Origin of the sequence: Burkholderia sp. Ax-1724, from assembly GCF_011752995.1 — a bacterium.
Taxonomy (GTDB): domain Bacteria; phylum Pseudomonadota; class Gammaproteobacteria; order Burkholderiales; family Burkholderiaceae; genus Paraburkholderia.
Genome location: NZ_VWWL01000013.1, coordinates 116758 through 142703 on the forward strand (window position 1 = coordinate 116758; position 25946 = coordinate 142703).

The 25946-nt window shown below is 65.3% G+C and carries 24 protein-coding genes and 1 riboswitch; of the genes, 10 read left to right on the top strand and 14 right to left on the bottom strand.

The annotated features are described in order from the left end of the window. Positions 1–92 precede the first annotated feature (92 nt). The 5 genes from F3J19_RS17185 to F3J19_RS17205 all read right to left on the bottom strand — a co-directional run bounded on the left by F3J19_RS17185 (position 93) and on the right by F3J19_RS17205 (position 3498). Complete coding sequence (locus tag F3J19_RS17185) at positions 93–341, bottom strand: pentapeptide MXKDX repeat protein (protein ID WP_167043430.1); 249 nt, start codon at positions 339–341, stop codon at positions 93–95. An 86-nt stretch (positions 342–427) separates the two neighbouring features. Then, on the bottom strand, positions 428–1219 hold the full coding sequence (locus F3J19_RS17190; RefSeq protein ID WP_167043432.1) for a molybdopterin-dependent oxidoreductase: 792 nt from the start codon (positions 1217–1219) through the stop codon (positions 428–430). Positions 1220–1337: 118 nt separating this feature from the next. Then, positions 1338–1979 carry a cytochrome b/b6 domain-containing protein gene (locus F3J19_RS17195; RefSeq protein ID WP_167043434.1) on the bottom strand — a complete coding sequence of 214 codons (642 nt, stop codon included), beginning with the start codon at positions 1977–1979 and terminating at the stop codon, positions 1338–1340. Between the two features lie 51 nt (positions 1980–2030). After that, the gene (locus tag F3J19_RS17200; RefSeq protein WP_167043436.1) at positions 2031–2939 is read right to left on the bottom strand and encodes a DUF1223 domain-containing protein; all 909 of its coding nucleotides are present in this window, start codon (positions 2937–2939) and stop codon (positions 2031–2033) included. A 109-nt stretch (positions 2940–3048) separates the two neighbouring features. Then, a complete protein-coding gene (locus F3J19_RS17205; protein WP_167043438.1) occupies positions 3049–3498 on the bottom strand; it encodes a hypothetical protein in 450 nt (149 codons plus the stop codon). Positions 3499–3812: 314 nt separating this feature from the next. After that, a riboswitch (TPP riboswitch) is annotated at positions 3813–3931 on the top strand. A 93-nt stretch (positions 3932–4024) separates the two neighbouring features. Between F3J19_RS17205 and thiC the strand changes: the two genes are divergently transcribed. Further along, a complete protein-coding gene (gene thiC / locus F3J19_RS17210) occupies positions 4025–5956 on the top strand; it encodes a phosphomethylpyrimidine synthase ThiC (RefSeq protein WP_167043440.1) in 1932 nt (643 codons plus the stop codon). On the opposite strand, the gene F3J19_RS17215 is transcribed toward thiC, so the two are convergent. Next, complete coding sequence (locus F3J19_RS17215) at positions 5950–6282, bottom strand: hypothetical protein (RefSeq protein WP_167043442.1); 333 nt, start codon at positions 6280–6282, stop codon at positions 5950–5952. The genes thiC and F3J19_RS17215 overlap by 7 nt on opposite strands. Between F3J19_RS17215 and F3J19_RS17220 the strand changes: the two genes are divergently transcribed. From F3J19_RS17220 to F3J19_RS17235, 4 genes are all read left to right on the top strand, one after another. Continuing rightward, a complete protein-coding gene (locus F3J19_RS17220) occupies positions 6268–6480 on the top strand; it encodes a glycine zipper 2TM domain-containing protein (RefSeq protein WP_167043444.1) in 213 nt (70 codons plus the stop codon). The genes F3J19_RS17215 and F3J19_RS17220 overlap by 15 nt on opposite strands. 231 nt (positions 6481–6711) lie before the next feature. Then, positions 6712–7176: a hypothetical protein gene (locus F3J19_RS17225; protein WP_167043446.1), complete on the top strand. Its 465-nt coding sequence runs from the start codon at positions 6712–6714 to the stop codon at positions 7174–7176. Positions 7177–7647: 471 nt separating this feature from the next. After that, complete coding sequence (locus F3J19_RS17230) at positions 7648–9246, top strand: L-lactate permease (protein ID WP_167043448.1); 1599 nt, start codon at positions 7648–7650, stop codon at positions 9244–9246. Positions 9247–9640: 394 nt separating this feature from the next. Continuing rightward, positions 9641–10567 (top strand): DMT family transporter, encoded by a 927-nt coding sequence (locus F3J19_RS17235; RefSeq protein ID WP_167043450.1) that lies wholly within the window; start codon positions 9641–9643, stop codon positions 10565–10567. 608 nt (positions 10568–11175) lie between these two features. Here the strand turns inward: F3J19_RS17235 and F3J19_RS17240 are convergent. Continuing rightward, entirely contained in the window at positions 11176–11322 is a 147-nt protein-coding gene (locus F3J19_RS17240) for a hypothetical protein (protein WP_167043452.1), read from the bottom strand. Positions 11323–11559: 237 nt separating this feature from the next. Then, complete coding sequence (gene bamC / locus F3J19_RS17245) at positions 11560–12789, bottom strand: outer membrane protein assembly factor BamC (RefSeq protein ID WP_167043454.1); 1230 nt, start codon at positions 12787–12789, stop codon at positions 11560–11562. Positions 12790–13225: 436 nt separating this feature from the next. Here bamC and F3J19_RS17250 point away from each other — a divergent pair, with 436 nt between their 5' ends. Further along, the gene (locus tag F3J19_RS17250) at positions 13226–13675 is read left to right on the top strand and encodes a DUF2844 domain-containing protein (RefSeq protein WP_167043456.1); all 450 of its coding nucleotides are present in this window, start codon (positions 13226–13228) and stop codon (positions 13673–13675) included. A 41-nt stretch (positions 13676–13716) separates the two neighbouring features. Beyond that, the gene (locus F3J19_RS17255; protein ID WP_167043458.1) at positions 13717–14985 is read left to right on the top strand and encodes a DUF3443 domain-containing protein; all 1269 of its coding nucleotides are present in this window, start codon (positions 13717–13719) and stop codon (positions 14983–14985) included. 108 nt (positions 14986–15093) lie between these two features. Here the strand turns inward: F3J19_RS17255 and F3J19_RS17260 are convergent, their stop codons facing one another. Further along, the gene (locus F3J19_RS17260; RefSeq protein ID WP_167043460.1) at positions 15094–15561 is read right to left on the bottom strand and encodes a hypothetical protein; all 468 of its coding nucleotides are present in this window, start codon (positions 15559–15561) and stop codon (positions 15094–15096) included. A gap of 197 nt (positions 15562–15758) precedes the next feature. Between F3J19_RS17260 and F3J19_RS17265 the strand changes: the two genes are divergently transcribed. Further along, positions 15759–16415 carry a cadmium resistance transporter gene (locus F3J19_RS17265; RefSeq protein ID WP_167043462.1) on the top strand — a complete coding sequence of 219 codons (657 nt, stop codon included), beginning with the start codon at positions 15759–15761 and terminating at the stop codon, positions 16413–16415. 305 nt (positions 16416–16720) lie between these two features. Then, a complete protein-coding gene (gene leuA, locus F3J19_RS17270) occupies positions 16721–18427 on the top strand; it encodes a 2-isopropylmalate synthase (RefSeq protein ID WP_167043464.1) in 1707 nt (568 codons plus the stop codon). Between the two features lie 182 nt (positions 18428–18609). On the opposite strand, the gene F3J19_RS17275 is transcribed toward leuA, so the two are convergent. From F3J19_RS17275 to F3J19_RS17295, 5 genes are all read right to left on the bottom strand, one after another. After that, positions 18610–19389: an amino acid ABC transporter substrate-binding protein gene (locus F3J19_RS17275; RefSeq protein ID WP_167043466.1), complete on the bottom strand. Its 780-nt coding sequence runs from the start codon at positions 19387–19389 to the stop codon at positions 18610–18612. 281 nt (positions 19390–19670) lie between these two features. Beyond that, positions 19671–20906, bottom strand: a complete 1236-nt coding sequence (boxA, locus tag F3J19_RS17280) for a benzoyl-CoA 2,3-epoxidase subunit BoxA (protein WP_167043468.1) — start codon at positions 20904–20906, stop codon at positions 19671–19673. 57 nt (positions 20907–20963) lie between these two features. Beyond that, positions 20964–22391, bottom strand: a complete 1428-nt coding sequence (gene boxB, locus F3J19_RS17285) for a benzoyl-CoA 2,3-epoxidase subunit BoxB (protein WP_167043470.1) — start codon at positions 22389–22391, stop codon at positions 20964–20966. 84 nt (positions 22392–22475) lie between these two features. Continuing rightward, positions 22476–24155 (bottom strand): 2,3-epoxybenzoyl-CoA dihydrolase, encoded by a 1680-nt coding sequence (gene boxC / locus F3J19_RS17290; RefSeq protein ID WP_167043472.1) that lies wholly within the window; start codon positions 24153–24155, stop codon positions 22476–22478. Between the two features lie 118 nt (positions 24156–24273). Continuing rightward, the gene (locus tag F3J19_RS17295) at positions 24274–25239 is read right to left on the bottom strand and encodes a helix-turn-helix transcriptional regulator (protein ID WP_167043474.1); all 966 of its coding nucleotides are present in this window, start codon (positions 25237–25239) and stop codon (positions 24274–24276) included. 226 nt (positions 25240–25465) lie between these two features. Here F3J19_RS17295 and F3J19_RS17300 point away from each other — a divergent pair, with 226 nt between their 5' ends. Further along, on the top strand, positions 25466–25933 hold the full coding sequence (locus tag F3J19_RS17300; protein ID WP_167043476.1) for a DUF4863 family protein: 468 nt from the start codon (positions 25466–25468) through the stop codon (positions 25931–25933). The last annotated feature ends 13 nt before the right edge of the window (positions 25934–25946 follow it).

The window sequence follows — 25946 nt, forward strand, 5'->3', positions numbered from 1 at the left end:
CCGGCTTTCTTGCTGCTTTTTTGGCTGCTTTTTACCGGCTTTTTTGCCTGCCGCGCCGGGACCGCCAGCACGGGTCAGGCGCGCCCGGGACCTCAGTTGGCCATCGCGCCCGACGCCTCGTGCTTCATGCCCATCGCACCGCCATCCTTCTTCATTGCGTCGTGTTTCATGGCGTCTTTTTTCATGCTGTCCTTCGACATGCTGTCTTTGGACATCGAATCTTTCGACATCGCGTCCTTCGACATCGAATCGTGGGACATCGCCCCGCTCGCCTGAGCGAAGGCGGCGCCGCTGCCAGCCAGCATGGCGAGCGTGATCGTTGCGATTACGAACTTTTTCATGGGATAACTCCGTTTGTCAGTGGGTGGGGGTAAATCAAGCGAAACCGGCGCGGGCCGGCGTATTTCCGAAGCCGCCGACGCGTGCGTCAGGAGCCTCCGAACCAGTTGTAGCCCTGGTCGACCCAGTAGCCGCCAGGGTAGGTGTTGGTGACGAACATCTCGACGATGTGTTTCGGATTCTTGTAGCCGAGCTTGGTCGGCATGCGCAGCTTCATCGGGTAGCCGTACTTCGCAGGCAGTTGCTCGCCGTCGTACGAGAACGTCAGCAGCGTTTGCGGATGCAGCGCGGTCGCCATGTCGATGCTTTCGTAGTAGTCGTCCGCGCATTTGAAGCCGACGTATTTCGCGCTCGTATCCGCGCCGATGCGCCGCAGAAAATCGCCGAACGGCGTGCCGCCCCAGCGGCCGATCGCGCTCCATCCTTCCACGCAGATATGCCGCGTGATCTGCTCGGCATGCGGCAACGCATACAGCTCGGGCAGGGTCCAGACGCGCTGGCCGGTGACGAGGCCGCTCACCTTGAGGCGGTAGTCGGCGCCGTCCACGTGCGGCACGTCGTCGATGCCGTAGAACGCGTTGAACGGAAACGGCCGCGTGATCTGCGCCTCGGTGTAGGTCGGCGCGAGTTGCCGCGGATCGAACAGCGCGGCCTGCGCGCGGTCGTTCAGGCGCGAGACGGCGGTGAGGAAGCGGTTGACCGAGGCGTCGTCGGTCAGCGAGCAGCCGGTCAGCATCGACAAACCGCCGAGCGTCAGCAACTGCTTGCCGAACAGACGCCGCGACGGCATCGCGAGCTCGCGCTTCGCATCGAGCAGGATCGAGGCGCGGTCCAGCCGCTGGAGGCCGCGTTGCGTGGATCGATCATCGGGCTTGGTCATGATTCGCCATCCGTAACGTTGTGCATGCTGTGGTTCGGGTGTGTCGGGTGTGTCGGGTGTGTCGGGTGTGTCGGGTGTGTCATTGCGGGTTGTCCGGGAGCCTGCGCTTGCATGCGGCTCAGCGGCCGCGCAGCATCGCGAGCAGCGAGCGCGGCACGAGCGCCACCATCGCCAGATGCACGGCGAGGAACGCGGCCAGCAGCGACATCGCCGTGAAATGGACGATGCGCGCGTTGTCATAGCCGCCCATCAGCTCGCGCAGCAGCGGAAACTGCACCGACTTCCAGATCGCAAGCCCCGACAGCACCAGCACGATCAGATCGACGATCGCGAACAGATAGGCGAGCTTCTGCACCGCGTTGTAGTCGCGCAGATCGGCATGCGAGAGCCGGCCGCGCAAGGCGGCGACGAAGTCGCGCAGCACCACGCGCGGCGTCAGCGGCAGAAACTTGCGCACGAGGCGGCCGCTCGCGAGATTCAGCGCGAGATAGACGAGTCCGTTGAACACGAGCAGCCACATCGCCGCGAAGTGCCATTGCAGCGCGCCGCCGAGCCAGCCGCCGAGCGTGATCGCGGTCGGAAAGCTGAAGGCCGGGAAAATCGGCGAGGCGTCGTAAATGCGCCAGCCCGACAGCATCATCACGATGGCCGCGAGCGCGTTGAGCCAGTGCGTGACGCGCACCCACAGCGGATGGATCGCGCGGTGCCGGTTCGGGGTCGCGGGGGGCGCGCTGTCGCGCAAGGTGTGGGGCGTGGACATGGGACTCTCCTGAGGCGGATGGGGCAATCCGGAGTGGTGGCTGGATGGTGTTCAATGGCAGGCGGCCAGTTCGGTGGCTTGCAGCACGTCACCGGTCGCGTCGTTCTCGACGAAGGCGACCACGCCGAAGCGGTCGTTGGCGTTGGCGTTGGCGTTGGCGTTGGCGTTGGCGTTGGCGTTGGCGTTGGCGTTGGCGTTGGTGCCAGCATCGGCCGGCGCGTCCTCGATGCGGATGTCCTGCCTGATCCGCGCATGGCCCGCGACGAGCGGTATGGGACCGAGCCACTGCCGCACGACCCGCTCGTGATGCAGCGTCGCGCCGCGGTTTTCGCCGGCGCCGACCTGCGACATCAGCGAGTTTTCGTAGACCGCGAGATAGGCGCTCAACGGACCGGCAGCGGACGCGGCCTCGCTGCGGAATCGCGCATCGACATCGAACGCGCCGGGCATGCGCGGCGTCAACGCAAGCGCGATGCTCGCCTGCGCCGGTTCGGCGACGAGCCAGTCGATGCGGCTCGCGAAGCTGTCGCGCCGCGACCAGTCGCGCAGTTCGTGACCCGCGACGAACACTTCCGGCGTATAGACCGTGTGAGCGCCCGCGAGCTTCGTCAGCGTCTGCTGACGTTCGGTGAAGCGAGGCTGGGCAAAGCGGTCGGTCCAGCCAAGGCTGTTCCAGTAATCGACATGCAGCGCGAGCGGCACGATGCCCTGCGCGGCCGCGCCGCTTTTCCATTGACCGAGCCAGCGGTCGGCGGGCGGACAGCTATCGCAGCCTTCGCTGCTGTACAACTCGACGAGCGCCACGCGATGCGCGGGACTGTGCGCCGCGCAGGCGGCAGCGGCTGCGTAGGCGCGAGTGCTGCCGGCGCCAGCGCTGAAAAGGAAGATCGCCAGCGCGAAAACTGGCGCGAAAGATAAAACCCAATATCGAAGCGTTGAACGGCTGCGCGCGGTCGACATGACGTGCTCCACAAGGAATCTGCACGTTGGTCGAACCGCGCCGCCGGTTATGACAGCCTGTTTTTATTTTTTTTCGACAGCGGCTGGCAGGCGCCACGGACCTCGCGGCTTACTCGTAGCTGACGACCACCGTGACACGCGTGTCCACGTCGGCGCGCTGCGCCGAGAGCGACAGCACGCCGCCCAGTTGTCCCACGTCATAGCGGCCATCGCGAGCCGCGGTCACGTGCCCGCCACCGTCGACGAAACGCGCCGCCACGAGATCGCGCGAGCGTGCATCGCCGTTGACCTCGAGCGCGACATCCACGCCGCCGCCGACGCCCGGCGACGCGCCGAACGTCACCGTGCGCGCGAGCCCCTGCCCCGCCACCGCCGCCCCGCCGGCGCTCGCGACGGTGGGCACGGCATCCGCGCTGATTTCCAGCTGCGGCGCCACGACCATCCCGACGAACCGGATCACCCCGCCCGTTGCCGCCGACGCCGCCAGCGGCGCGGCCAGCAACGCCGCTACCGCCGCCTTCCTGCCGAACGCCGGCCACCGCCCTGTTTCCGCTTTCATGCACACCTCGCTTTTTTGTCAATCGGCGCGAGTCGCCTCGCGCCATTCGCACGCCGCCCCGCGCGAATCGCCGCGCCGGACAGCCGCCTTGCCGCACCTGGCTGGACGGCAATGGGTCGACCCGCTTGAACGGAGCTTGAACGGCGTTTTAACGGCGCTTTTCGAGATAAGCCGCGGGCGTTTTTTCGCTGTCGGCCATCGCTGTTCAATACGGTGTCAGAACAAGAATAGGATATGTCTGATTGCAACCCAATCCCTCGCTTGATCTATCTGGATGGGTTGCCAAACAGCGGGCGGCCGGTGTATCGTGTGCGCTGCTAACGCGGGGGTCCTGCGTCGCACGGTGTCTGGAGGTCCGTGCCACGTGGGTGAGAAATACCCTTTGAACCTGATCTGGATAATGCCAGCGCAGGGAAGCGTACGGATCTCGCACTCCAGCTGCACCGCCTCATCTCTCGCGATTTCCGACCTCTTCCGTCTCGGTCTCCTGCTTAGCCGCCCCACATTGCTTAGCATGGAGATTTGCATGAACGCCAACCCGAAGTTCCTGTCCGCCGACGCCCATGTCGACGAAGCCGCCGTCGCGCCGCTGCCGAATTCCCGCAAGGTCTACGTGACCGGCTCGCGCCCCGACATCCGCGTGCCGATGCGCGAAATCTCCCAGGCCGATACGCCTGACAGCTTCGGCGGCGAAAAGAACCCGCCGATCTACGTCTACGACACGTCGGGCCCCTACTCCGACCCGGACGCGAAGATCGACATCCGCGCGGGTCTGCCGGCGCTGCGCGAGGCGTGGATCGAAGAGCGCGGCGACACCGAGCCGCTCACCGGCCTGTCGAGCAGCTTCAGCCGCGAGCGCGCCGCCGATCCGGCCACCGCGCAGTTGCGCTTCCCGGGCCTGCATCGCACGCCGCGCCGCGCGGTCGCCGGCAAAAACGTGACGCAGATGCACTACGCGAGGCAGGGCATCGTCACGCCGGAGATGGAATACATCGCGATCCGCGAGAACCAGCGCCGCGCCGAGTACCTCGAAAGCCTGAAGACGAGCGGCCCGAACGGCACGAAGCTCGCCGCGATGATGGGCCGCCAGCATCCGGGCCAGGCGTTCGGCGCGAGCGCGTTCGGCCCGAACGGCCTCGCTGAAATCACCGCGGAATTCGTGCGCGAGGAAGTCGCGCGCGGCCGCGCGATCATTCCGAACAACATCAATCACCCGGAAAGCGAGCCGATGATCATCGGCCGCAACTTCCTCGTGAAGATCAACGCGAACATCGGCAACTCGGCCGTGACGTCGTCGATCGGCGAGGAAGTCGACAAGATGACGTGGGCGATCCGCTGGGGCGGCGACACGGTGATGGATCTGTCGACCGGCAAGCACATTCATGAAACGCGCGAGTGGATCATCCGCAACAGCCCGGTGCCGATCGGCACGGTGCCGATCTACCAGGCGCTCGAAAAGGTCAACGGCAAGGCCGAAGACCTGACGTGGGAAATCTTCCGCGACACGCTGATCGAACAGGCCGAGCAAGGCGTCGACTACTTCACGATCCACGCGGGCGTGCGTCTGCAATACGTGCCGCTCACGGCCAACCGCATGACCGGCATCGTTTCGCGCGGCGGCTCGATCATGGCGAAGTGGTGTCTCGCGCATCATCGCGAGTCGTTCCTCTATGAGCACTTCGAAGAGATCTGCGAAATCATGAAGGCCTACGACGTGGCCTTCTCGCTTGGCGACGGCCTGCGTCCCGGCTCGATCTACGACGCGAACGACGAAGCGCAGCTGGGCGAGCTGAAGACGCTCGGCGAACTCACGCAGATCGCGTGGAAGCACGACGTGCAGGTGATGATCGAAGGCCCGGGCCACGTGCCGATGCAGCTCATCAAGGAGAACATGGACCTGCAGCTCGACTGGTGCGACGAAGCGCCGTTCTACACGCTCGGGCCGCTCACGACCGACATCGCACCGGGCTACGACCACATCACCTCGGGCATCGGCGCCGCGATGATCGGCTGGTTTGGCACCGCGATGCTCTGCTACGTGACGCCGAAGGAACACCTCGGCCTGCCGAACAAGGACGACGTGAAGACCGGCATCATCACGTACAAGCTCGCCGCCCACGCCGCCGACCTCGCGAAGGGCCATCCGGGCGCGCAGGTGCGCGACAACGCGCTCTCGAAGGCACGCTTCGAATTCCGCTGGGAAGACCAGTTCAATATCGGTCTCGACCCGGACAAGGCGCGCGAATTCCACGACGAAACGCTGCCGAAGGATTCGGCCAAGGTCGCGCATTTCTGCTCGATGTGCGGCCCGCACTTCTGCTCGATGAAGATCACCCAGGACGTGCGCGAGTTCGCCGCGCAACAGGGCGTGACCGACGACGAAGCGCTGAAGAAAGGCATGGAAGTGAAGTCGATCGAGTTCATGAAGCAAGGCGCGGAGATTTATCAGCGTCAGTGAGCGGTTCCGCTCGCGGCACATTGTGTTTCGTGTTTCGTGTCGCTGGACTGAACGCGTCGCTTGGCAAGCGCAGCATCGAAGCCCGCCTGAATGGCGGGCTTTTTTCGTTGCGTCTGCCGGAAGAGCGGGCACGCCCCGTGCTGAATCGGTATGCAGAAGGAAAACATCCGCTGACGAAAGCGGCGCGTCGCCGCCAGGCTCGCACAACCGGCGCCGACGCGCGCGGCCGCGATCGGAAGCAAGGACAGGGAGAGCCCCACTGCCACGAACCGGTTCAACGAACAGGTCCAACGAATCCCGGAGTCTGCATCATGAAAACGATCCATCGCATCGGCTCGCTTGCCGCTATTGCAACCGTCGTCGCCAGTCTCGCGGCTTGCGGCGGCATGTCTGCGCGTACGCGCGATACGGCGATCGGCGCGGGCGTCGGCGGTGCAGCCGGCGCCGTGATCGGCGGCAGCGGCTTGTCGACGCTCGGCGGCGCGGCGGTGGGTGGGGTGATCGGCAATCAGATCGGCAGGTGATCCGCCCGATAGCATCCGATAGTACTCGATAGCACCCGGCGATTCGTACAGGATACCGAATTATCTTCGGGCGCCTGCGACAGCAACGGAAACCTCAGCGCTTGCCTCGGGCAGACGCTGAAATGAACTGAAATACGCCGTTACGGTTTTGCCACAGCGCTTCCATCGCAAAAGCGTAAGCTCCTCTGAATGACGCCGCGCATGGCGGCGTCGGTCATCGAGGAGCGTGTCATGAAGCCTTGCGTCGTCAACACCATTCGCTCGGCACGTCCGTGGCCGCCGCGCGAATCTGCACCGTCCATCCGTACCCTCTCGCCTCTCCCGCGTCGCGTCGCCATGCTCGGCGGCGCGGCCATCGCGCTCGCCTTGTCGGGCTGCTATTACCCGGCCGGCTACTATCCGGGCGGGTACTACTCGTCGTACTACGCCACGCCGGCCACGGCCCAGCAGGGCGTGCCGGACGATCCGTCGAATCCGTCCTCGGCCCAGCAGCAGACACAGCCGGCACAGCCGCAAACGGCACCGCAGAATTCGTCGCCGGGTTACGCCGTCGCCGCGCCGCCGCCCGTTTATGTCGCGCCTTATCCCGCGTACTATCCGCCGCCTGTTTATCCGTACCCGGCCTATTACGGGCCGTCGATTGCGATCGGCGTCGGCGGATATTGGGGCGGCGGGTGGGGACGGCACTGGCATTGAAGCAGTTTGGAACGCCGGGCCATGTCAGGCGCCCGGCTCCCAACCATTGAGCAGGCGCGTGGACGCGATCCGCCGTCCATGCGTCAGTCGCCCACGCCCCCGCCGCTTTTCATGCGCTGCCGACGCGGCGTACTGTGCGCGCCAAGCGCGCTTTCGCTCATGCGCCCTCGCCCGGAAGGCGCCTTCCTTCACGCTCTGCCTCGCGCGCCCATCGAGCGCGATTCATCTTCTCCCCCGGCGCCCGACATGCGCCATGCGTGAGCCATCGCACCACGCCATTCCGAACGCCCGTACTTTCCCGGCTTGACGCGGCCGCGCAGCGCTCTATTCTTGGGGAAGCCACATGCAGCACCCGCTTAAATCAGGCGATGCCCGGTACGCCCGTTTCACCGGGGTGCATCTACCTGCTACCGCGACGCGCCCGTCACGCGCAGTCCACGCGTCGATCCCAACAACAACGAAGGAGACGTGATGTTTCATCAACTACTCACTCCAGTCGGCAACTCGCTGTTCCCCTCGTTTCTCGTCGCCGCGCTGCCGATCATCGCGGTGCTCGCGCTGCTCGGCTGGGCCCGCAGGCCAGCCTGGCAGGCGTCGCTCGCGGGCCTCGTCATCGGTCTGGTGGTGGCGATTTTCATCTGGCAGTTTCCGGTCGGACTCGCGTTCAACTCGGTGGCCGCGGGCGCCGTGTTCGCGTGCTGGCCCGTCATGTGGATCGTCTTCACCGCGATCCTGCTCTACAACATCGCGCAACGCTCGGGACGATTCGCGGCCTTTCGCCTGTGGATGATCGACAACCTGCCGAACGACCGGCGCATCGTGCTCGTGGTGGTCGGCTTTTCGTTCGGCGCGCTGCTCGAAGGCATTTCCGGCTTCGGCACGCCGGTCGCGATCACGAGTTCGCTGCTCATCATGCTCGGCTTCCCGACGCTCGAAGCGCTTACCTTCACGCTGATCTTCAACACCGCGCCGGTCGCGTTCGGCGCGCTCGGCGTGCCGATCACGGTGCTCGGCGCGGTCACGCATCTGCCGTCCGATGCGCTCGCGAAAATGGTCGGCCGGCAGTTGCCGTTCTTCGCGCTGCTACTGCCGTTCTACGTGATCGCCGTCTACGCGGGCTTTCGCAACATGCTGCGCGTGTGGCCGGTGCTGCTCGTGTCGGGCGCGAGCTTCGCGCTCACGCAGTTCGTCGCGTCGAACTACGTGAACTACAGCCTGACCGACGTGCTGTCGTCGATGGTCTCGCTGATCGTCACGATCGCGTTCCTGCGCGTCTGGAAGCCCGCCGTCGATCCGAAGTTCGCGGTCAACGTCGACCGCATCAACGAGGTGCGCGGCAAGGTCGGCGGCGCGCAGGGCTGGTATCCGTGGATCATCGTGTCGGTCGTCGTGATCGTCTGGACCGTCGCGAAGATCTTCACGATCGGCGACGTCAAGGTGCCGTGGCCCGGTCTCGACAAGGCCGTCTTCATCACGCTGTACAACACGCCGTACGGCGCGGTGTGGGACTTCCAGCCGCTCGCGACCGGCACCGCGATTCTCGTCGCGGCGCTCATCACCGCGTTCATCGTGCGGCTGTCGCCGGGCGAATTCGGCAAGGCGATCGCCGATACGTGGGTGCAGACGCGCATCGCGATTCTGACGGTCGCGACCATCGTCGGCCTCGCCTATCTGATGAACTATTCGGGGCTCACCTACACGCTCGGTCTCGGCGTCGCCTCGGTCGGGCCGTTCTTCCCGCTCGTGTCGGCGTTCCTCGGCTGGGTCGCGGTGTTCCTGTCGGGCAGCGATACCTCGGGCAACGCCCTGTTCGGCAACCTGCAGGTGGTGGCGGCCAACCAGCTCAACCTGAACCCGGTGCTGATGGCGGCGACCAATTCGTCGGGCGGCGTGATGGGCAAGATGATCTCGCCGCAGAACATCTCGACCGGCGTCGCGACGACCGAACTGAAGGGCAAGGAAGGTGTCGTGTTCGCGAAGACCTTCAAGCATTCGATTCTGCTGACGGTGCTGCTCGGCGTGCTCGTGTGGGCGCAGCAGAATTTCCTGCAGTGGATGATTCCGCATTGACGCTGCATTAACGTTGCCTTGAGGTTGCATTGAGGTGGCAGCGACGCCGCGTCGAGGTTGACCGGCGTTGCGTCCACGTCTGGCTCTGGCGCTGCGTCGAAGCGGATGCGCTTCGGCCGCGGCCCCCTGAGACTGTGGTTTACCTCATGTTTTTTCACGTGCCCGCCGGTTCGGCACGGGCACGGCCGGCCTCTCCGCCCGTCGTATCGTAGTTTTTCTCACATATCGGTGAGAATTGCTCGTTTTGCGCGTGCCCGCGCAACGCTTACGATCGGGTTCACCGGACGCCCCCTCTCCCGCATCTTGCCGTTTCATTCCACGCTGAAACGTTTCGCACGATCGCGCTGTTACGATGCTCAGGCGTCCCGACTCAACCGCGCGCGGCGCCCTTCCAATGAAAGCCAGAAACCTGTTGCAACTGATGATTCTCGCCGCCCTGTGGGGCGCGTCGTTCCTGTTCATCCGCATCGGCGTGAACGACTTCGGCGTGGCGCCGCTGATGGCGTTGCGCGTCGGCATCGGTGCAATCTTTCTCACCATCGTGCTGCTCGCGCGACGGCCGCTGCAACAGTCCGCCACACTGCTGCGCACGCGCGCGCTGCCGTTGCTGGTGGTCGGCATCCTGAATTCGGCGGCGCCGTTCTGCCTGTTCGCCTATGCCGAGCTGACGCTGTCGGCGGGCGTGACGTCGGTGATCAATGCCAGCACGCCGCTGTGGGGCGCGCTGGTCGGTTTCCTGTGGCTGCGCGATCGCCTGAGCACGCTACGCACGCTCGGTCTCGCGGTCGGCTTTCTCGGCGTGCTGATGCTCGTGTGGGACCAGATCGTGGCGCCCGACGGCTCGCCCGCCACACCTGCGACCGTGGCGCTCGCGGCGGCGGCCGCGCTCGGCGCGACGCTGCTGTACGGCATCGCCGCGAACTATACGAAGCGCTACCTGACCGGCGTCGATGCGCTGACCGTCGCCGCCGGTACGATGCTCGGCGCGACGATCGTGCTGCTGCCGCTCGCGGTGATCGACTGGCCCGCCGCGCCGATCTCGCTGCGCGCATGGGGCGCCGTGATCGGGCTCGGCGTCGCCTGCACCGGCATCGCGTACATGATGTTCTTCCATCTGGTCGCGGTCATCGGGCCGGCGCGCACAATTACCGTGACGTTCGTGATTCCGGTGTTCGGCATTCTGTGGGGTGCGCTGTTTCTCGGCGAGGCCGTGTCGCCGGGCATGCTCGAAGGTTGCGCTGTGATTCTGCTGGGTACCGCGCTGGCAACGGGAGTCGTGAAGCGTCTGCCGTGGACAGGAACGCGGCGCGCCGATACCTGAGCGCATGGGTACTGGTGCGGCTTCGCCGGGCGGCCGGGCGGCAGTTCCGCAGGCCTACGCCTAGCCGGCCCCCCCCGTTTCCGCACGCCTTCGACGTCCGCAGCCTCTTTTCCTGCCCGCGCGGTGCCAATCGCCCCGCCGCTTCGGCCATCCGGCGCTACGTTGCAAATCCTGAGTACGAAAAAATAGCCCGCACTCCCAGGGAGTGCGGGCAAAAACCGTCGCCCTACGAGGATAGGCGACGGGGCCACCGGGGCCGCGCGCAACGCGCAGGCCGTTATCGGGCTCGGTACCGGTTCGCACGCCGGCACCGCAATGATTTGAAACGCAAGTGGAATCCGCCGCGCATGCGCATCGGGTATCCCATCCGGCCCCATGAGTCTTATAAAGCAGCTTGCGTGCCAGCTATGAGAAGCCCTCGCAGATGCCCACAACTGTCTGATTTATATTGATATTTTTCTTTCAAACAGAAAGGAAGCGAAGCATGGCCGGCAAGGCGGAGAACTTCGCGGGTTACGTCACCAACGTAACGTCACGTTACGTGCGCTGCACACGGCGAAAACGCCGGCATCGCGGACGTGCATGGACGGATGCGGGGCCGGTCGACGCTACAGCCGCCTCGCCCGCGCCGATGCGATTCGTCGTAGCGGCCGCCCGCGCTCGCGTGGCTCGGGAACGCTCAACACCGCGCCGCACATCAAGGCAAGAACGAGCAGGCTCACTGCCCACATCCAGTAAGGGATCACGTCGAACATGGCTGGCTCCGCTCCTGGCCGGTGACTGTCGCTGTCAGGATCAAAAGCAAAAGCCATGCGCGGCTCGACCGGTTGCGCAGGACGACGCGGCGAGCGCGATGAACCGCGAGCCGCCGCATACGACGGCGACGCAACGGCAAACGGACAACGGGACGGCAAACGAACGGACGAAAAAAAACCGCCCGGGATTCACCCGGGCGGTCTTCCGAATCGGCGGCCTCGCCGCGCGAACGTCGCTCAGTGCAACTGGTCGGCCATCAGACTCATGATCTGCTTCGCCTGCTGGCTGTCGTCGATCTGCCCCTTGTCGTCGACGACGGCGACACGCGTCTGGTTAGGCGTCACCGCGCGCACGTTCACGCGATACTCCTTGGCGACCTTTTCCTTCTTGCCGTGGAACACCTGGCTCCAGAAACCCTGCTCGGCCGACGACAGATCCTTCGGATCGACGTAGCGCACGAAGTAGAGGCCGCGGGTCGCGTCGCGGTCGTTGACCGTGAAGTTGCTGCGATCGAGCGCGAGGCCCACGCGCAGCCATGCGCGGTCATACGGCTCGCCCAGCGTGAGTTCCGTCGACGAAAACTGCGCCGAGGTATTCTGCGCGTCCGGATCGGGCATCGGCTGCTGCGCCGCGAGCACGACGTTCTGCGCCGCGGTTGCAGCCGCCGCCGACTTGGCGCCCGCCGTGGCCGCGTTCGGCGCGGTTTGCGCGCCCGCCGGCGACAGCTCGGCGTTCGGCGTGCCGGCCGCGCCGCGCGAATCGGCCAGCGCGAGCGATGCCATCAGACGCTTCAGATATTCCTGCTCGAGCGCCGGATCGTTCGGCTTCGGCTGCCATTGGCTCGAATCGTTGTTCGCACCCGTGACCGCCTCGCGCATGCCCTTCTGGCTCACGAACACGTAGGTGCCGCCGTTCGGCGCCGCTTCGAGACGCGTGCGGAACTTGTTGCGCTCGGAGCTTACGTAGCTGTTGCCCATCGCCTTCGACAGCGTGTTGCGGATCAGGCCGTCGTTGATCTGCGCATGGGTTTCGTTCCAGTCGGTTTCCATCACGCCCTTGTCGCGCTGGTCGACGACAAGCAGGAAGCCCTGCTCCTGCCAGAAGCGACGGATTTGCGGCCAGGCCTGATCCGGCGTTCTGTTGTCGAGCACGAGCCAGCTTTCGGTGCCGTCGCGCTGGATATGCATGCCCTGAACCGGCGGCACGACCACCACGGAATTGCCCGCCGGCGCCTGTGCCTGCACCTGCTTCAGTGTGGACAGCGAGGTTTCGCCACCCTGCGGCGGCAGCGAGCGCTGATCGGACGTCTCGTCGATCATGTTCGGCGGTACCGCGAGCGATACCTGCTTCGACCGGGAGTCGCTCTTGTAGTCGATTTTGTTCGGCGACGAGGTGCCGCAGCCGGCAACCAGCCCGCCCGCCATCAGCATTACTGCAAACCGCCTGGTAAGACGAAGATCAGTCATGTTCGGGGAATCCTTCCGCTACGCCACGGCAAGTTTCCGTGGATCAACCCAACATTTTACCGGTCCCGGGCAAGCGTGTGCAAAAACTGGGGTTTGCCCGCAGGTTGGTCCACCCATCGCACCGGCGGCGTCTCGTTCTGGATGTCTGTGCGCCATGCCTCTTTCCCTAAAAAAATTCGCGTTTTTTCCCGCCTATTTGCGTTGTCATCGGGTAAATTTAACGGTCGCTAACAGTCATGAGACGGCGTTAAGAATGTTCTTACGTCGTGGTTAAACGCTTGTTCTGAAAGGGCTTTAAGCAATACATCCCGCTTTATTTTGAGATTGCGTGTGGCGGCGCCTGACAGGGCACGTCACAGGAAGCTAAACCCGGCTGTTATTTTTCATTCGTATCTCAATAAAGCCCGGGCGCCCCCGCCCGCAAGGCATACACGCCATGTTCAAAGCCCGTTTTTATCCGTCCGCGCGTGCGGCGGCGCTCGCGCTCATCGCGTGCTGCGCCAGCACCGGCGCCTATGCCGAACTCGGCGGCGCGATGCCCGCCCAGGCGGCCTCGCGCACGATCCTCAACGGCGCGCTGCGCGTGCGCACGATGACCGACGCCGGCAACACGACCCTCAACGAATACGCGACCAGCACCGGCCAGATTGTCGCCTACACGTGGCAGGGCCCGACCATGCCGGACCTGCACGCGCTACTCGGCCAGTACGCCGGCTCGTATCAGGCGGGCGCGGCTGCGGCGTCCGCGAACGGCAACCTGCATGCGTCGCGGATCGCGCGGCCCGACGTGATCGTCGAATCGGGCGGCCCGATGCGCAGCTACGTCGGCCGCGCGTGGCTGCCGGCGGCCTTGCCGGCCGGCGTCACGGCCGACGATCTCCAGTAACGCGCAGCCGCCCTTCAGCCCCACCCGATGCCCACCCCGCCATGAAATCCGCTCTCCGTGTCTACGCCCTCGCCCTCGTCGTCTGCGCGGCCCTTGCCGCCTGCGGCGGTGGCGGCGGCTCGAACAACGCGTCGTCCACCCCGTCCGGAACCGGCTCGTCAGGCGGCACGCCGTCTTCGCCCAGCAGCGCCGGCACGTCGAATTCGAATCAGAACACGAGCGTGCCGCAATCGAACGTGGCGAACGTGCAGCCGGTCACGGTCGGCGTATCGCCCGGCATGACGCGCAACATGCTGACGACGAGCGTCACGATCTGCCAGGCCGGCACCAGCAATTGCGCGACGATCGACGACATCCAGGTCGACACGGGCTCGAACGGCCTGCGCATTCTCGCGTCGGCGCTGCCCGCGGGCTTTACGTTGCCCGCGGTGGCATCGGGCGGCGGCATGGCAAGCGAATGCGCGGTGTTCGGCAGCGGCTACGCGTGGGGCTCGGTGCGCACCGCCGACGTGCGCATGGCCGGCCAGCTCGCCGCCGCGATTCCCGTGCATCTGATCGCCGATCCGGCGCTGCCCGCCGCGCCGACCGACTGCGCGAACGCGGGCCCGGCGATGCTGACGGTCGCGAGCCTGCACTCGAACGGCATTCTCGGCGTGGGCCTGTTCCCCGTCGATTGCGGCAGCGGCTGCGCGAACGCCGCGCTGCCGCGCTGGTACTACAGCTGCACCACGAGCGGCACCTGCACGGCCAGTGCGCAGGCCGTCGCTCAGCAGGTGACCAACCCGGTCAGCAGTTTCGCGCTCGACAACAACGGCGTCGTGATCGACCTGCCCGCCGTCGCCGATGCCGGCGCGGCGAGCGTGTCGGGCTCGCTGATCTTCGGCATCGGCACGCAGGCGAACAACACGCTCGGCGGCGCGAGCGTCATCAAGGCGAATTCGGTGACGGGCTACGTGACCACGACCGCGGGCGGGCAGACCTATACGCTGAGCTATCTCGACAGCGGTTCGAACGGGTTCTTCTTCCACTCGTCGCAGTTTCCGCTGTGCGGCATCTGGTACTGCCCGGGCTCGACGCAAGCCGCGAACGCGTCGATCGCAGGAAGCAATGGCGTGTCGAACACGGTCGCGTTCGATGTCGGCAATGCGAGCACGCTGTTCGCGTCGTCGAACAACGCGTTCGACAACCTCGCGGGCACGTCGAGCCAAGGCTTCGCGTGGGGCTTGCCGTTCTTCTACGGGCGACGGGTTTATACGGCAATCGCGTCGCGTAATACGGCGGCCGGAGCCGGGCCGTATTACGCATTTTGAGGGAGTGAGGAGGCGTGCCGACGCGCTGACGGATTCAGCGCCGAGGCGGCGAGGAAAGAGGACTGGGGTGGAAACCGGTGCCGCCCTGGCACCGGCGCTCCCGTCGATTCAACCCGCGGCGCCGTCCGCCTGCTCCGCCGGTGCCGCGAGCTTCGCGGGCGCGAGCCAGCGGAATACGTCGAGTTCTTCGCCGTGGAACGTGCATTCGGCGGCAGCCGGCGTCACGACCTTTTTGGGCGCCGCAGGCTTGGCCGCCACGGCGACAGCCGAGGCTTCCTTCGTCGCCGAGGCCATGACCGGTGCCGAGGCCGCCCGCGGAGCGGACGCCACGGCCGCAGCCGAGGCGGCTACTTCGGATGCGCTCGGCACATGCTCGATCGAGCCTTCGACCACCACGCGCGAGCCGCGAATCGCAATGCCGCGATGCGCGACACGCAGCGTATCCGACGACGTTTCGGCCAGCCTGTTTCGCATCAGTTGCTCGCATGCGCCCGAGTTGCGGGAAGCGATCGTGCAGGCCGTCAGCAGCGCGGCGGCGATCGCGACACAGGCGATAGGGAGAATCCGCATCTTCATCGACATTCCGTTTTTTAGCCGTCGGCCATTGTAGCTTACGGCCCCGCCCGCCGGCGGCGCTGACGCATGCCGCCTGACGCATGCCGCTTGACCTCGCCGGATCGCATCGGCATCGTGTGGGTCGGCCGCGTTGCCGTCCAGCGGAAGGGCCACTTGGCCCGGCGCGGTTTTGCCATCCTGTATCGATCCGTTTCCTTATGTTCAGCCTCGTCCTGCTCGCAATCGTCGCCTATGCCGCGACCAATATCGACAACCTGTTCGTCCTGCTCGCGTTTCTGACCGAAGCCGGCGCCGAGCGCCGCCGCGTGATCGCGGGACAGTACGCGGGCTCGCTGATCCTCGTCGCGGCGGCACTGCTGCTCGCCGCGCTGCTCGCGCGCCTGCCGACGGGCTATGTCGGCCTGCTCGGGTTCCTGCCGATCGGCGTGGGCCTGAGCAAGGCCTGGGAGCGCTTCGGCCCCGCCCGCGCGCAACGCGAGGACAACGGCGCGGAGCCCGATGCGGGCGAGCCCGCCGCGCATGCTCCGGCCGCTCGCCACAGCCCGGCGCCCGCGGGACGCGGCTCGTCGAGCTGGGCCGTCGCCAGCGTTGCGATCGCCAACGGCTCGGACAATCTCGCCGTCTATGTGCCGCTGTACGCGAGCCACGGTGTCGGCGAAAACGCGCTCGTATCGCTCGTGTTCGTCGTCATGATCGGGCTGTGGTGCGCCGGCGCCGTATGGCTGGTCGAGCATCCGCTGCTCGGCGCGCCGGTGCGCCGCTACGGCTCGGCGCTGCTGCCGCCGATCCTGCTCGCGATCGGCGTATCGACGATCGTGCACAACGATACGTTGCACGTCGTATTCGGGCTGTAGACGGCGCGGTGCGGGACCGCCACGGCGCAAAGCCCGCTGCCCCACGAGCCACGAGCCTTGACTCCATCCCGATAATATGTTCCCATTGCGCACTATGTACCGCGCCCAGACCACCCTATCGCTACTACTAGCCCGCTCTACCGGGCTAGGTCTGCTGCTGCGCGCGTCCGCTTCTCTCTGATACACCGAAGCAACCGCTTGATTCCCCAGTAACTGACCCAGCCCCGGTTTCCGACCGGCGGCCCAGTATCGCGTTTTCGTCGTCCGGTCGACACCTGCCACGGTCTCACCCTCGGATGATGAAAATGTTGAAGAACCCCGCTACCAAATACCGCTCGTTCAAGCCGATCAATTTGACGGATCGCCAATGGCCGTCGCGCACCATCACGCGCGCGCCGATCTGGATGAGCACCGACCTGCGCGACGGCAACCAGGCGCTCTTCGAACCGATGAACGCCGAGCGCAAGATGCGCATGTTCAAGACGCTCGTGCAGATCGGCTTCAAGGAAATCGAAGTCGCGTTTCCATCGGCCTCGCAGACCGACTTCAACTTCGTGCGCGAGCTGATCGAGGGCGGCCATATTCCCGACGACGTCACGATCGAAGTGCTCACGCAAGCGCGCGACGATCTGATCGAGCGCACCTTCGAATCGTTGCGCGGCGCCCCGCGCGCGATCGTCCATCTGTACAACGCAACCGCGCCGGAATTCCGCAAGATCGTCTTCGGCCTCGACAAGAACGGCGTGATCGAACTCTCGCAGAAGGCCGCGCGCACGATGAAGCGTCTCGCCGACGCGCAGCCCGACACGCACTTCACACTGCAATACAGCCCGGAAGTGTTCAGCGGCACCGAACTCGAATTCGCCAAGGAAGTCTGCGACGCGGTCTTCGACATCTGGCAGCCGACGCCCGAGCACAAGGCGATCGTCAACCTGCCCGCCACTGTCGAAATGGCAACGCCGAACGTCTACGCCGACCAGATCGAATGGATGCACCGCAACCTCAAGCGCCGCGATTCGCTGATCGTCTCCGTGCATCCGCATAACGATCGCGGCACCGCCGTGGCGGCCGCCGAGCTCGCGGTGATGGCCGGCGCGGACCGCATCGAAGGATGTCTGTTCGGCAACGGCGAGCGCACCGGCAACGTCGATCTGGTCACGCTCGCGCTGAACCTCTACACGCAGGGCGTCGACCCCGAACTCGATTTCTCGAACATCAACGAAGTCGCGCGCACGGCCGAAGAATGCACGCAGTTGCCGGTGCATCCGCGTCATCCGTATGTCGGCGATCTGGTCTTCACCGCGTTCTCGGGCTCGCACCAGGACGCGATCAAGAAGGGCTTCGCCGCGCAGAAGCCGGACGCGATCTGGGAAGTGCCGTATATGCCGATCGATCCGAGCGACCTCGGCCGCACCTACGACTCCGTGATCCGCGTGAACAGCCAGTCGGGCAAGGGCGGCATCGCGTATCTGCTCGAACAGAGCTATGGCGTCGTGTTGCCGCGCCGTCTGCAGGTCGATTTCAGCTCGGCCGTGCAGCGCTTCACCGACGAGAGCGGCCAGGAAGTCACGCCGGCGCAGATCTGGGAACTGTTCCAGCAGGAATACGTGAGCACGGCCGAGCCGGTCCGCTATATCGGCCACAGCCTGTCGGACCGTGACGGCCGCGAACACATCAAGCTCAACGTCGAAATCAACGGCACGGCGCGCGTGCTGTCCGGCGCGGGCAACGGTCCGCTCGACGCGCTCATGCACGCCTTCGACGTGCCGGTGCGCATCCAGCACTACGAAGAACGCGCGCTCACGCAAGGCGCCGACGCCCGCGCGATCGCGATCGCCGAAATGGCCGGCGCCGAGGTGTCCGGCAGCGCGTTCGGCGTCGGGGTCGATGCGAACCTCGTGACGGCGTCGATCCGCGCGGTGATCAGCGGTGTCAATCGCGCGTATGCGCGTGCCAATGCGCAAGCGCAGGAGCGCTTCTTCGAAGCGGCCTTGAGCGATGCAACCGTGTGAGGCGCGTGAGTAGTGTGCGTTGCCGGTCCGCTGTGCCGGTCTGGTAATCGGTGCGGCGCGCGGTAGTATCGGGAGGGGGCGTTGCAATTGCAACGCCCCTTCTTTTTTATTGCGGCTTCGTTTCACCGGCTCATGTCACCGCTTCATCGCACCGACTCACCCGCGAGAACGGCGCCACGCGCTCAACGAAACACGTCGCGACCGAAATACTTCTGAGAAATCCGCTGATATGTGCCGTCTTTTCTCAGGCCGGCGAGCGCCTCGTTGAGCGCCGCGCGCAGCTTCGGATTGCCCTTGCGGATCAGCACCGCGGACTGGCCGCTGTCCTCGCCCGACGTATCGACCGCGACGACCTTGAGCCTCACGCCGGGCATGCGCTTCCTGTAGTCGATAAACGACAGCGAATCGTTGACGGTGGCATCGACGCGCCCCCCGGCGACCAGATCGATCGATTCCTCGAAGCCGTGCGTGGGGATCACCTGCGCGCCGTGCGCCGCCGCGATCCGGCCGAGATGGCTCGTCGGCGTATTGGCGGATTTCCGGCCCAGAAGGTCGTCGAAGGATTGGATCGTCGTGTTGTCCGAGGCGACGATCAGCACCGCGTGCGACGTGATGTACGGATCGGAGTAATCGTATTTGAGCTTGCGCTCGTCGGTCACGGCGACTTCGTTGATGACCGCGTCATAGCGGTCGATGTCGAGACCGGCCAGCAGCCCTTCCCATCGGGCTTCGATGAATTGCGGCTTGACGCCGAGACGCTGCGCGATCGCCGTGCCGAGTTCCACGTCGAAACCGGTCAGCCTGCCCGCGTCGTCGTGAAAACTGTACGGCTCATAGGTGCCTTCCGTGCCGATGCGGAACACGCCCGAGGTCCGGATCTGCGCGAGTTTGTCGCCGGCGAATACTGGGTTCGCGACCACCTGCAGCAGCACGGCCAGCACCAGCAAACGAATCGGCTTCATCGAGGGCTCCAACAGATTGGCCATGCCGGTGGCCCGGATTGAAATCCGAGAGCGCCGGCTGGCGAGCGCTATCGGGCGGCATGGGCCGACTGTAGCAAACCGGTCGTTTTTTTCAAGAAGCAGGTCCAGGCGGCAAGCGGTGCCGGGAGGCACGATGGAAAGCCAGATCGGCGAGGAAAGAACGCGTCTCGAGTCCGCGACGCATGAATTCGACGCGCCTCCACGCATTGCCGCGCGTCGCCGGAGAGTTTGATGCACGTCCCGGAAGCCATTCCGGGACGTCAGTATGTCTCCAGATGCAGCCGCCCTTCGCGCTTCAACTTCGCCCACAGCGCTTCCCAGTCGAGCTGATGCCGCTCGCCGATATCCTTCAACGCCTGCAGCACGCCGTCTTCCATGCCCTTGAGCCCGCATACGTAGATATAGGTGTTGTCATCCCTCAGCAGGTTTGCGACGTCGGGGCCGCGCTCGCGCATCGCGTCCTGCACATAGCGCTTCGCCTGACCCGGCGTGCGCGAAAACGCGAGCGTGGTGTCGATGAAATCCTTCGGCAGATTCGTCAGCGGTCCAAAGTAAGGCAGCTCTTCCTGGGTGCGCGCGCCGAAGAACAGCATCAGCTTGCCGGTCGCGCCCTTCAGACGCTTGCGCCGCCGATACTCGGTCATCGCGCGCATCGGCGCGGAGCCGGTGCCCGTGCAGATCATCAACAGATGCGAGTTCGGATGATTCGGCATCAGGAACGTGCTGCCGAACGGGCCGATCACGTTGACCACGTCACCCTTCTTCAGATCGCACAGATAGTTCGAGCAGACGCCGTCGATCGTATCGCCATGCTGGCGCGACACGCGCCTGACCGTCAGCGACACGTTGTTATAGCCGGGCCGCTCGCCGTCGCGCGGACTGGCAATCGAATACTGGCGCGCATGATGCGTACGGCCATCGGCGGCGGCGCCCGGCGGCAGAATGCCGATCGACTGCCCTTCGAGCACCGGAAACGGCATCGAGCCGAAATCGAGCACGATGTGATGAATGTCGCTCGACGTCGCACTGTCGGTGAGCCGGTAGTTGCCGACCACAGTCGCGGTGGTCGGCGTCTTGTGCGTGTAGAGATTCACGTACGGCTTCGCGGCCGACCACGGCGGCACGACCGCGCCGCGCACGGTATCGACTTCGATGCCGTCCGCTTCGGCGGCGGCGGCGTCGCTCGCGGCGGGCGCAGCTTCTTCGGCCGGCACCGCCATCGTGTTCTGCTCCGGCAGCACGTCCCATGTGAACTGCTCGTCGATCGAATACGCGTCGGCCTTCAGCACCGTGCGCCAGTTGTCGATCGCGCCGGTCGGGCACGGCGGCACGCAGGCCATGCAGCCGTTGCAGACCTCGGCCTTCACGACGTAGTTGTTGTCGTCGTGCGTGATCGCGTCGACCGGGCAAGTCTCTTCGCAGGTATTGCAGCGAATGCAGATTTCCGGATCGATCAGATGCTGCCGCAACACTCCGATCGACACTGGAGCGTTCATGACTTCCTCCACCTGGTGATACAGCGCGCCTCTCGTGCTTCGCCTGCCGCCATCGCTTCAGTTAAAGCGCACGTACTCGAAATCGACGGGCTGACGGTTCACGCCCATCGCGGGCGGCGCGATCCAGTTCGCGAACTTGCCCGGCTCGGCGACACGGCCCATCAGCGAGGCAACGAACGCGCGGTCCTCCGGCGTGGCGAGCCACTTCGCTTCGTTGGCGGCCCATTCGGCTTCGCCAATCACGCGGCCATCGGGCGACACGCGCGTGCCCGCGAAGGTGCCGATCTGCCGGTTGAATGCCTTGTGCGGCACCGTCATGCGGAAATCGATGCTGGCCTTCTCAAGCACCTTGTTCCAGCGCCCGACGCCCGCGACCGAATCCTTGATGTAATCGTCGCGCAGCACTTCGTTCATCGCGTTGAGCATCGGCACCTCGCGCTCGACGAGCTTGCCGTCCTGCACGTCGAGCAGCTTGTAACCATGCTCGCTCAGGCGATGATCGTCGTCGCGCTTGCCTTCTTCATAGCGGCCCTTCAAGCCCGAGCTATAGAACGTCGCCGCGTTCGACGAATGATCGGCGCCGAACAGGTCGATCGTGACCGAGTAGTGGAAGTTCAGATAACGCTGGATGGTCGGCAGATCGATCACGCCGGCCGCGCGAATCTTCGCGACGTCGTCGGTGCCGAGTTCGTTCATCACCTGCGCAGTGCGCTGGATCACGCGCGAGACGCCCGACTCGCCGACGAACATATGATGCGCTTCCTCGGTCAGCATGAACTTCGTCGTGCGCGCGAGCGGATCGAAGCCCGACTCGGCCAGCGCCGACAACTGGAACTTGCCGTCGCGGTCGGTGAAGTACGTGAACATGTAGAACGCGAGCCAGTCCGGCGTTTTCTCGTTGAACGCGCCGAGAATGCGCGGATTGTCGTCGTCGCCCGAACGGCGGCCGAGCAATGCTTCGGCTTCCTCACGGCCATCGCGGCCGAAGTAGCGATGCAGCAGATAGACCATCGCCCACAGGTGGCGCCCCTCTTCGACGTTGACCTGGAACAGGTTGCGCAGGTCGTACATCGAGGGCGCGGTCAAACCGAGGTGACGCTGCTGCTCGACCGAGGCCGGCTCCGTGTCGCCCTGCGTGACGATAATGCGGCGCAGGTTCGCGCGATGTTCGCCGGGCACGTCCTGCCATGCGGCTTCGCCTTTATGCTCGCCGAAGTGGATCTTGCGGTCCTGCTCGCCCGGCGTGAGAAAAATGCCCCAGCGGTACTCGGGCATCTTCACGTAGTCGAAGTGCGCCCAGCCGCCCGCGTCGACGCTGACAGCCGTGCGCAGATAGACGTCGTAGCCGTGCGAACCTTCCGGGCCCATATCGCCCCACCACGACAGGAAGTTCGGCTGCCATTGTTCGAGCGCGCGCTGCAAGGCGCGATCGTCGGCAAGGTTGACGTTGTTCGGAATCTTTTCGCTGTAGTTGATCGTGGACATGGTCGGTTCCCTGTTCAGAAGCTGCAATCGCGAGAAGCGCATATCGGCGGACGGCGCGATGGGGTCAATCGGGCGTCACGCGCCTCAAACGCGCGACACGTCGAATTGCGCCTTGCTGCCCTTGCCGTACACCTTGAGCGCACCCTTCTCGCCCACCGCGTTCGGCCGGTTGAAAATCCAGTTCTGCCAGGCGGTGAGCCGGCCGAAGATGCGCGTCTCCATCGTCTCCGGGCCATTGAAGCGCAGATTCGCTTCGAGACCCGTCAAGGCATCGGGCGACATCGCCGCGCGTTCTTCGAGTGCGATGCGGATTTCGTCGGCCCAGTCGATATCGTCGGGCGAGGCGGTCACGAGGCCGAGACGCTCGGCCTCGACGGCCTTGACCGGCTGGCCGATCAGCGCGCGCACCGCGTCGAGCGGTTCGGCTTCCTCATAGAAGCGCCGTGCGAGCCGCGACTGCTGCGTAACCATCGGGTACAGACCGAAGTTGACTTCCGACAGCGTGATGGCCGGTTCCTCGTCTTCGTTGGCCGGCAGCGCGGCCATATAGGTGCGGTCGGCCGCGAATGCGAATTCGGCGAAGGTGCCCGCGAAGCACGAGCCCGGTTCGATCAGCGTGAATAGCGAACGCGACGACACATCGATGCGCGCGAACGTGCGGCGCAGCAGGCCGATCGTTTCGCGCACGAGCCAGTGGTCCCTGTGCTGCAGCAGCGTCGCATCGACGGCGAGCAGGTTGCGCGCATCGCCTTCGGTCCTGAACACCCACGTGCCGATGTCGAGTTCGTTGGTGCGCATCGACAGGATCGCGTCGTCGAGTTCGCGTGCGAATTGCAGCGGCCACCAGTTCGCGCCGGCCGCGACGATCGCATCGAGGTCCGCAGGCTGCACCTCTTGCGGCGCGCGTGCGGTGAAGGTCGCCACGCGTTTCGCGCGATCGATCGTAACGTCGACGGTCCGGTAGCCAAGACCGTCTTCGCGCTCGGTGCGCTCGATACGCGTGAGCGCAACGCCTCGCGCATCGGCTGGGCGATCGCTGTGCGCGGCGAGTTCGAGCGCGCGCGCCTGGATCGCCTGATCGAACCGGTTCGGCTTCACGACTTCATCGACGAGACGCCAGGCCTTCGCGCGCTCGCCGCGCACGCCTTCGACCACCGTGCAGAAAATATCCGCGCGATCGTGGCGCACCTTGCGCTTGTCGGTGACGCGCGTGAGACCGCCCGTGCCCGGCAGCACGCCGAGCAGCGGTACTTCCGGCAGCGACACCGACGAGGAACGATCGTCGATCAGATAGATTTCGTCGCAGGCGAGCGCCAGTTCATAGCCGCCGCCCGCACAGGCGCCGTTCACCGCGGCGAGAAACTTGAGCCCTGAATGGCGCGACGAATCTTCGAGCCCGTTGCGGGTTTCGTTCGTGAACTTGCAGAAGTTGACCTTCCACGCGTGCGTCGAAAGGCCCAGCATGAAAATGTTCGCGCCCGAGCAGAACACGCGGTCCTTCAGGCTCGTCACCACCACGGTCCTGACTTCGGGATGCTCGAAGCGGATGCGCTGGATCGCGTCGTGCAGTTCGATGTCGACGCCGAGGTCGTACGAATTCAGCTTCAGCTTGTAGCCGTCGCGAATACCGCCGTCTTCAGCGATATCGATGCCGAGCGTCGCAACCGGACCGTTGAAGCTCAGCTTCCAGTGCCGGTACTGCGAGGGATCGGTGCGGTAGTCGACCCGCGCGGCCGGCGCAACGGCGGGGTGTGCTGTGGACATGGGGCGTCTCCTGACTGGACGATGCGAATCTGTTTTTTTGAACAATAGTGCATCAACATATCCGAGTAAAGAATTTTAGTGCATTTTTAGGTGCAAACCCTGACGCCCCAGCGACCGCTCAGCCGGCCCGCGCCTCGTCGGGCGCTTCCGCCGCGAGGCGCGCGGCAAGCCGGTCGCGCAATTGCAGATAGGCGTCGGCAAGCGTCTTCTCGCTCGTGTCGAAGCTCATGTCGGCACGCCCGTATAGTTCGGCGCGGCCCGCGAGGATACGTTTCAGGTCGTCCATCGCCTCGTTGTTGCCCGACATCGGCCGCAGATCGCCCTGCGCGACGACGCGGCGCATATGCTCCTCGGGCGTCGCCTGTAGCCATACCGTGAAGCAGTGCGACAGCAGCGCATTGAAGGTGCCCGACTCCGACACGAGCCCGCCCGGCGACGCGATCACCGCGCGCTCGTGCTCCTCGATCACGGCGTCGAGCGCGCGCTGTTCGTAGCGCCGGTAAGCGCTCGCGCCGTACAGCGAATGAATCTCCGACGGCGGACAGCCCGCAAGCTGTTCGATCACGCGCGTCAGCTCGATGAACGGCACCTTGCGCTCCTGGGCAAGCATGCGCCCGAACGTCGATTTGCCCGCGCCGCGCAGGCCGATCAGCGCGATGCGGTGCTTGCGGTGCGGATCGCGCGGCGCCTGCGCGAACATCTCGGCCAGCGCCGCGCGCGCGCGTTGCAGCGCCGCCTGGTCGCGTCCTTGCAGCAATTCGCGAATCAGCAGCCATTCGGCGGACGCCGTGGTTTCGTCGCCGACCACTTCGGCGAGCGAGCAGTTCAGCGTGGCCGCAAGCTGCCGCAGCACGAGCACCGAGGCATTGCCGAGGCCCGATTCCAGATTCGCGAGATGCCGCTCCGAGAGGCCGGTTTCGGCCGCGAGCGTCTTGCGGGTCATGCCGCGGCGCGCGCGCAGCAGGCGCACGCGCTCGCCCATCGCGGTCAGAAACGGATCGCGCTCTTCACGCTCGCCGCGCTCGGCGCGAGCCGGGTCGGCGGCGGCTTCATCCAGCGGTGCGGCGGAGTATTTTCGATTCATGTTTTGCGACCTCGATACTTCGATATATGTACTATAGTGCTTGACACGCACTAGATGAACAGTTTAATTTTCATCAAAAGCCGCTTCAACTACAAACGCTCACGAAATATCAGAACACCGCCGGCTGGCCCGGCGGCGTAACGGAGACAGCGCGGCAGCACGCATGCAGCAAAGTTCCGGCGGTGGAACGTCTGCCCTGCGTAAACGCGCTTTTCTGGAGGCTCGCATGTCCCCGCAAGAATTCCAGCACCTGATCGCCGGCGTAACGGCACAACTTGACGGGCGCCCGCTCGACGCGTCGCTCGCGGCCTGGCTGAACGCCACCTGGCCGGCCGGCAGCACGACTTTCCGCGAACTCGCCCAGGCCTGCCGCGACGGCGTCGCCGAAGGCTGGCTGTGCAACCGCGAAGCGGGCGGCATCCGCTACGGGCGCATCTTCAAGGCGCTGCCCGAGACCCACGGCTTTTCCGTCGACGTCGTCGCGATGCAGGACATCGCCGGTCCGCACCATGTGCATCCGCACGGCGAAATCGATCTGATCATGCCACTCACCGAGGGCGCGACGTTCGACGGCCATCCGGCCGGCTGGTGCGTGTACGGCCCCGGCTCCGCGCATCGTCCGACGGTCGCGAACGGTCGGGCGCTCGTGCTGTATCTGCTGCCGCAAGGCGCGATCGAATTCACCGCGACATAAAACCGCCGGCGCG

Excerpts from the sequence above, each read along its gene's own strand:
- F3J19_RS17185 (WP_167043430.1), bottom strand. The coding sequence starts at position 341 with ATGAAAAAGTTCGTAATCGCAACGATCACGCTCGCCATGCTGGCTGGC.
- F3J19_RS17190 (WP_167043432.1), bottom strand. The coding sequence starts at position 1,219 with ATGACCAAGCCCGATGATCGATCCACGCAACGCGGCCTCCAGCGGCTG.
- F3J19_RS17195 (WP_167043434.1), bottom strand. The coding sequence starts at position 1,979 with ATGTCCACGCCCCACACCTTGCGCGACAGCGCGCCCCCCGCGACCCCG.
- F3J19_RS17200 (WP_167043436.1), bottom strand. The coding sequence starts at position 2,939 with ATGTCGACCGCGCGCAGCCGTTCAACGCTTCGATATTGGGTTTTATCT.
- F3J19_RS17205 (WP_167043438.1), bottom strand. The coding sequence starts at position 3,498 with ATGAAAGCGGAAACAGGGCGGTGGCCGGCGTTCGGCAGGAAGGCGGCG.
- thiC (WP_167043440.1), top strand. The coding sequence starts at position 4,025 with ATGAACGCCAACCCGAAGTTCCTGTCCGCCGACGCCCATGTCGACGAA.
- F3J19_RS17220 (WP_167043444.1), top strand. The coding sequence starts at position 6,268 with ATGAAAACGATCCATCGCATCGGCTCGCTTGCCGCTATTGCAACCGTC.
- F3J19_RS17215 (WP_167043442.1), bottom strand. The coding sequence starts at position 6,282 with ATGGATCGTTTTCATGATGCAGACTCCGGGATTCGTTGGACCTGTTCG.
- F3J19_RS17225 (WP_167043446.1), top strand. The coding sequence starts at position 6,712 with ATGAAGCCTTGCGTCGTCAACACCATTCGCTCGGCACGTCCGTGGCCG.
- F3J19_RS17230 (WP_167043448.1), top strand. The coding sequence starts at position 7,648 with ATGTTTCATCAACTACTCACTCCAGTCGGCAACTCGCTGTTCCCCTCG.
- F3J19_RS17235 (WP_167043450.1), top strand. The coding sequence starts at position 9,641 with ATGAAAGCCAGAAACCTGTTGCAACTGATGATTCTCGCCGCCCTGTGG.
- F3J19_RS17240 (WP_167043452.1), bottom strand. The coding sequence starts at position 11,322 with ATGTTCGACGTGATCCCTTACTGGATGTGGGCAGTGAGCCTGCTCGTT.
- bamC (WP_167043454.1), bottom strand. The coding sequence starts at position 12,789 with ATGACTGATCTTCGTCTTACCAGGCGGTTTGCAGTAATGCTGATGGCG.
- F3J19_RS17250 (WP_167043456.1), top strand. The coding sequence starts at position 13,226 with ATGTTCAAAGCCCGTTTTTATCCGTCCGCGCGTGCGGCGGCGCTCGCG.
- F3J19_RS17255 (WP_167043458.1), top strand. The coding sequence starts at position 13,717 with ATGAAATCCGCTCTCCGTGTCTACGCCCTCGCCCTCGTCGTCTGCGCG.
- F3J19_RS17260 (WP_167043460.1), bottom strand. The coding sequence starts at position 15,561 with ATGAAGATGCGGATTCTCCCTATCGCCTGTGTCGCGATCGCCGCCGCG.
- F3J19_RS17265 (WP_167043462.1), top strand. The coding sequence starts at position 15,759 with ATGTTCAGCCTCGTCCTGCTCGCAATCGTCGCCTATGCCGCGACCAAT.
- leuA (WP_167043464.1), top strand. The coding sequence starts at position 16,721 with ATGTTGAAGAACCCCGCTACCAAATACCGCTCGTTCAAGCCGATCAAT.
- F3J19_RS17275 (WP_167043466.1), bottom strand. The coding sequence starts at position 19,389 with ATGAAGCCGATTCGTTTGCTGGTGCTGGCCGTGCTGCTGCAGGTGGTC.
- boxA (WP_167043468.1), bottom strand. The coding sequence starts at position 20,906 with ATGAACGCTCCAGTGTCGATCGGAGTGTTGCGGCAGCATCTGATCGAT.
- boxB (WP_167043470.1), bottom strand. The coding sequence starts at position 22,391 with ATGTCCACGATCAACTACAGCGAAAAGATTCCGAACAACGTCAACCTT.
- boxC (WP_167043472.1), bottom strand. The coding sequence starts at position 24,155 with ATGTCCACAGCACACCCCGCCGTTGCGCCGGCCGCGCGGGTCGACTAC.
- F3J19_RS17295 (WP_167043474.1), bottom strand. The coding sequence starts at position 25,239 with ATGAATCGAAAATACTCCGCCGCACCGCTGGATGAAGCCGCCGCCGAC.
- F3J19_RS17300 (WP_167043476.1), top strand. The coding sequence starts at position 25,466 with ATGTCCCCGCAAGAATTCCAGCACCTGATCGCCGGCGTAACGGCACAA.